This window comes from Sulfurihydrogenibium yellowstonense SS-5 (genome assembly GCF_000173615.1).
GTDB classification, from domain to species: Bacteria; Aquificota; Aquificia; order Aquificales; family Hydrogenothermaceae; genus Sulfurihydrogenibium; species Sulfurihydrogenibium yellowstonense.
The window spans coordinates 1-5690 of the sequence record NZ_ABZS01000104.1 but is presented as its reverse complement, the minus strand read 5'-3'; the positions used below and the strand labels follow the sequence as shown (position 1 = coordinate 5690).

General features: G+C 33.6%; 6 protein-coding genes and 1 pseudogene. All 7 read left to right on the top strand.

Annotated features, from left to right (window positions below; all coding sequences use genetic code 11):
* Positions 1-1618: pseudogene (locus SULYE_RS05215) on the top strand (ribonucleoside-diphosphate reductase subunit alpha); the annotation flags it as partial.
* Between the two features lie 54 nt (positions 1619-1672).
* Positions 1673-2431: a DNA methyltransferase gene (locus SULYE_RS05210; protein ID WP_156784765.1), complete on the top strand. Its 759-nt coding sequence runs from the start codon at positions 1673-1675 to the stop codon at positions 2429-2431.
* Positions 2400-2591 (top strand): hypothetical protein, encoded by a 192-nt coding sequence (locus SULYE_RS05205; RefSeq protein WP_043989110.1) that lies wholly within the window; start codon positions 2400-2402, stop codon positions 2589-2591. Before SULYE_RS05210 ends, SULYE_RS05205 begins: the two co-directional genes overlap by 32 nt.
* 711 nt (positions 2592-3302) lie before the next feature.
* Positions 3303-3584 carry a hypothetical protein gene (locus tag SULYE_RS05200; RefSeq protein ID WP_007547225.1) on the top strand — a complete coding sequence of 94 codons (282 nt, stop codon included), beginning with the start codon at positions 3303-3305 and terminating at the stop codon, positions 3582-3584.
* The gene (gene pfkA / locus SULYE_RS05195) at positions 3584-4558 is read left to right on the top strand and encodes a 6-phosphofructokinase (protein WP_007547224.1); all 975 of its coding nucleotides are present in this window, start codon (positions 3584-3586) and stop codon (positions 4556-4558) included. The genes SULYE_RS05200 and pfkA overlap by 1 nt, the downstream gene beginning before the upstream one ends.
* A 5-nt stretch (positions 4559-4563) precedes the next feature.
* Complete coding sequence (locus tag SULYE_RS05190; RefSeq protein WP_007547223.1) at positions 4564-4854, top strand: septation protein SpoVG family protein; 291 nt, start codon at positions 4564-4566, stop codon at positions 4852-4854.
* Positions 4847-5690, top strand: an 844-nt coding sequence (locus SULYE_RS05185; protein ID WP_007547222.1) for a cytochrome c biogenesis protein ResB, incomplete at its 3' end; no start/stop codon positions are given. The genes SULYE_RS05190 and SULYE_RS05185, both read left to right, overlap by 8 nt.

Below are 5690 nucleotides of genomic sequence, written 5' to 3'. Positions count from 1 at the left end.
TATAAAAATCTTTGACACTATCGTAAACGCAATCCAGCAAGGTGGTAGAAGAAGAAGCAGTCAAGTTATGTACTTGCAGCCTTGGCATTTAGACGTAGAAGCATTTTTAGATTTAAGAGAAACTACAGGAAACCCATACTTTAGAACACCCTCTTTAAACACAGCTTTATGGATGCCGGATGAAATAATGAGAAGAATTAAAGAAGGAGAGCCTATCTATCTATTCGACCCTGCAGAATGTAGGCAGTTAGTAACAGCTTGGGGTGAAGAGTTTGCTAAAAAATACCAAGAATGTATAGAAAAAGCAGAAAGAGGAGAGCTGCAGCTTTGGAAAAAGATAGACAGTAGAGATTTCTATAAAAAGTATCTGTTTAAACTTGCAAAAACCGGGCATCCATGGCTCACATTCAAAGATGCACATAACAGACATAACCCATGCCCTAAATACGGTGTAATTAACTCGTCTAACCTATGCACAGAAATATCAATACCAAACTCACCTCAGTCAACAGCAGTTTGCACCCTTGCATCTGTTAATTTAGAAAGACATTTGAAGAAGGTTGAACGTGAAGAGTCAAATTCTAATGAAACAACGTCTCACGTCTCACGTTTCACGTCTCACGTAATCGATTGGGATAAACTAAAAGATACGCTTGAAACAATGGTTGTTGCACTTGATAACATTTTAGATAAAAACTTTTATCCATCTGAAGAGTCAAGAAGAAACACAATGGACTTAAGACCTATTGGTATAGGATTGATGGGATTCCATGAAGCATTGATCTATCTTGGAATTCCATACGACAGCGATGAAGCTGTGCAGCTTGCAAAAGAGATAGCCAAATTTATGAGAGAAACAGTGTATAGAAAATCTGAAGAGTTGGCAAAAGAAAGAGGAGCATTCCCACACTACTACGAAGGTAATTACGACTATCCTCCAAGAAGAAACGCAGTCCTACTTGCAATAGCACCAACAGCATCAATCTCAATCATAGCAGGAACTTCTTCAAGTATAGACAACTACTTTTCTAATATCTTCTCAAGAGATACACTATCAGGTAAATTTATCGTAGTAAACAAGCCACTTATGAAAATGTTAGAAGAAAAAGGTATCTGGAATGAAGAGATTCTTGAAAAAATAAAAGCAAATCAAGGAAGTATTCAGTATATAGACGAGCTGGAAGGAGTAGTGGATAAAAGACTATTCAAAACAGCATATGAAGTAAGCCCATACAGACAAATAGATATAGCAGCAGCATTCCAACAGTATATAGACCAAGCTGTTTCTAAATCCTTATACATAGAAGAAGATTTAAGAGATGACATGGAAAGCATCTACATGTATGCCTGGGAAAAAGGACTTAAATCAACTTACTACTGCTTTATAGACAAAACTATCAAAGGTGAAAAATACACAATGAACGTAAACAAGAGAGGAGAAAGAAGAGGTTTTGGACTTGCAAGAGCTAAAGACCAAGTTAACAAAGATTTAGAAGAATTGGAAAGAATGGCAAGAGAAAAATATGGTGATGAGGTAGTTGATAAGGTTAAAGCCGGCAATCTGGATGCATGTCCTACTGACCCATTGCTTGCAAAGATATGTCCAAGCTGTGAATAATATAAATATTAGAGGTTATAAAATTGACGAACAAAAAAGCCTCTTTATCTTTTCTTGATACTATTAGCTTGGAACTTTCAAACTTTGATGGTAGCTATTACGATTTTTATATTAGCAAAAAAACATCTTACAAAGCAACAACAGAAAATATTAAAACAATGGCTAAAACTTCAAAAGCCAAAAAACCCTCCATCTTTAGAGCTTTACTGTAATGATATTAGAAACTATAAAGATATCTTGTCTCCCGAGTCTGTTGATTGGATAATCACAGACCCTCCCTATCCAAAAAAGTTCTTGTGGGTTTACGATGTTCTTTCAGAGCTGTCTGATTATGTGTTAAAGCCACATGGTGCTTTAATTGTTATGGTAGGACAAAGCTATTTACCAGAAGTAATTAATAAACTCAGCAAACACCTTAAGTATATTTGGACGCTTGCATATTTAACTCCTGGGGGACAAAGTCCTTACATCTGGAAGGTTAAATGTAATACCTTCTGGAAGCCTGTTTTAATCTTCGCAAAAGATAAATATTCAGGAGATTCTTTTGGAGATGTTATTAAAACATCAACAAATAACAATGACAAAAGATTTCATAAATGGGGGCAATCTGAAGAAGGATTTGATATAATTTTTGAGAAATTTGTTTTTCCTGGACAAACCATACTTGATCCATTTGTTGGCGGCGGAACTACAGCAGTGGTATCACTAAAAAGAGGATGTAGCTTTATAGGAATAGATGTAGACGAAAATTGCATAAAAAAGACAGAGGAAAGAGTTAAGAATGAGCTTCGACTACTCGAAAACAAGACCTGAAAGAACCCAATGGAGAGATCAAAAGTTAAGTGAAAGACACAGAGCATGGGGATTTAATTGTCCTGCCATAGATATTGATTTTTTAATGGTTGAGTTTAATACAGGAAAACTAGTTGCGATAATTGACTATAAAAGATATACAGGTTCAATAAAAACCTAAATCAAAAAAGCATTGATGCAATATCAACGCTTGCTAATAATAGCAATATCTCATTTTTTGTAGTTTTTTATTGGGATGATGTGTGGGCTTTTCAAATAACAGCAATAAACAATATTGCCAAAAACATCTTACTGCAACACAATATCGATGAAAACAAAATTCTAACAGAACAGCAATATGTTTATTTTCTATATAAACTAAGAAATATTAAATTAACTAAACGAGAAGAAGAATTAATAAAATCTTTAAACAATAGGCTACCAAAATAAACTACAACAAATACAAACTCACCAAACAATTTTAGACAGCTTTCGAGAGCTTCTATGCACATTATTTAAAGCTCTCGAAATTTTCTTCACAATCACAGTTTGCTAAGGTAGTTTCTCCTGCATTAACCGGACAAGTAAATGACATAAAATCTTATTGTGAAGAATCTCATAATTTAAGTAATTTTCCATATTCTAAAATAGAATAAAATATACCTTGAGTGAGAAATTAGTGGTTTTAATAGAGTTTAAAAAAGAGATCCTTCGGACTTCGTCCTTAGAATGACTGTGTGGATTATTGGAACAGCCTCGTTTATCTTTCCGTGTCATACTGAGGACGTAAATCCGAAGGGTCTAATAACCACTTACTCAAAAACAATAAAACATATACAAATTAATCTCAAAAAGTGATAAAATTATCCTAAATTTTTTTGGAGGTTGTATCATGAAAAAAGTATTGTTTGCATTAGCTATTACATCTGTTGTAAGCGCATCATTTGCAATCACGAAACAAGAAGCTGAGAAAAAAATAGCAAACTATGTAGGACTTGGTAAAGACTATACAATCAATGTTTGCGAAAATGATAAATATTTTATAGGTGAAATAAATCTAAAAGGTTATGAGAATTTATCAACTGTCAGAAAAGTTTATGTTAACAAACAAACAGGCGATATTATCCCGGAGATGGCTCGAGCTTCTGATTTTTGCTACATGTTAAATAAATAATGAAAAAAATCGGATTACTTACAAGCGGTGGAGACTGCCCTGGTCTTAACGCATGCATTAGGGCAGTTGTCAGAACTGCTAATTACTATAATATTGAAGTTGTAGCTTTTAAAAGAGGCTTTAAAGGTCTTATAGAAAACGATTATACAATCTTAGATTATAAATCTGTTGCAGGTATTTTACAAAAAGGTGGAACTATTCTTTTAACTGCAAGAGAGCCAAGATTTAAAGATTTTAACTTTAGAAAAATAGCTTATGAGAATATACAAAAACATAATATAGAGGCATTGTTTGTGATTGGTGGTAATGGAAGCTTTCAAGGTGCCTATTTATTGCAAAAAGATTTTGGGCTAAACATCATAGGAATCCCAAAAACTATTGACAACGATATTTATGGAACAGATTATGCAATAGGGTTTGATACGGCTGTAAATAATGCCATGGAAGCAATAGATAAAATAAAAGATACAACCATGTCCCATGAAAGAATCTTTATTGTAGAAGTGATGGGAAGAGATAGCGGATTTATTGCGTTAGAGGTAGGTGTTGCTGTAGGAGCAGAATTAACATTAATACCAGAATATCCTTTACCACTCCATGTAATTGAAGAAACGATCTTGAAAGCAAAAGAAAAGGGAAAAAGCTTTGCGATAATTGTTCTTGCTGAAGGTGTTGCATCAGCAAAAGAGCTTTCTGAATTACTAAACGAAAGATTAAAAGACAAAGATGTTGGAGAAATTAGATATCAGGTTCTTGGATACATACAAAGAGGTGGTAGTCCTTCAGCATACGATAGAGTAATGGCTTCAAAGTTTGGAGTTTTTGCTGTTGAAAAATTTGTTCAAGGCGAGAAGAATTTTATGGTTGCCTATGAAAATGGTAAACTTCTTACAAAGCCACTGGAAATCAGCTTTAATAAAGTTAGAATTCCAAACCTTGAAGAGTATCATATAAATAACATTCTATCTATGTAATAAACATGAAGGTCACTCAAGTAAATCTATTTCCTTTTAACACCGGAAGAATAGGCGGAAGAGTTAGAGCCGTTGCAGAAGTAGTTTTAGATGACTTGATCTTAATAAGAGATATAAAACTGATAGAATCAAAGCACGGTGGACTTTTTTTAAGCTTTCCAAAGAAAAGGTCTGGCAATAAATTCGTTGATGTTGTTGAAATTCTTGAAAATCAGCAATTAGAGCAAATCAGAAGAGCAGTGGTTGATAAGTATAAAGAAATGATGGACGTAAAGCCGGAGGAAAACATTGATTAAAAAAATCATATCAATTCTTGGAAATGTAAAACTTGGAATTATTTATTTAATTCTTTTAGCAATTTTGTCTGTTTTAGGGTCAACATACATAAAACAAGGTGAAACCTATATTACTTACTATAAAGAGTATGGAGAAATTCCGGCAAAAATTATATGGATTACTTGGCTAAACAATGTATTCCACGCATGGTATTATCAGTTATTGATGGTTTTGGTAGCCATAGCTGTAATCTTTGCCACAATCGAAAGATTTCCATCAATCTACAGAACTGCCTTTGGTAAAGTAGAAAAGAAGATGCCGGAAGGTGTTTTAAAAAAGCCTTCTACGATAAAGCTTTCTTTCAATGAATCAATCGATGAAACTCTTCAAAAAATAGCTTCATTTATTCATAACTTAGGTTTTAGAAAGGTTGAAGTCATAAAAGAAGAGAATACTGTATATCTCTTTGCAGAAAAAGGCAAGGTCTCAAGACTCGCGATGCTTGTTACTCACATAGGTATCATTATTTTCCTTATAGGTGCTTTCTTAGGTTCATATTTTGGTGTTAGGGGTCAGATAGAAATTCCGGAAGGAGAAAAGGCTGATTATATAAGAAAATATAGAGAAGGTTCTTTAAAACCCGGCGATGAAATTTATAAATTACCGTTTGAAATAAAAGTAAATAAATTTTGGCTTGATTTTTATGATAGTAAAGAGTTTGCAGGGGCTGTAAAATCCTACAATAGTGAAATAGAGATCTTAGAAGATGGAAAGCCCGTTATGAAAAAAGTTATAAAAGTTAATGAGCCGGCAGAATATAAAGGATATAGAATTTTTCAAACATCTTACGGAAAAA

What these genes read in the sequence shown, in the direction of transcription:
- SULYE_RS05205 (WP_043989110.1), top strand. Translation starts at nt 2,400, where the DNA reads ATGAGCTTCGACTACTCGAAAACAAGACCTGAAAGAACCCAATGGAGA.
- SULYE_RS05200 (WP_007547225.1), top strand. Translation starts at nt 3,303, where the DNA reads ATGAAAAAAGTATTGTTTGCATTAGCTATTACATCTGTTGTAAGCGCA.
- pfkA (WP_007547224.1), top strand. Translation starts at nt 3,584, where the DNA reads ATGAAAAAAATCGGATTACTTACAAGCGGTGGAGACTGCCCTGGTCTT.
- SULYE_RS05190 (WP_007547223.1), top strand. Translation starts at nt 4,564, where the DNA reads ATGAAGGTCACTCAAGTAAATCTATTTCCTTTTAACACCGGAAGAATA.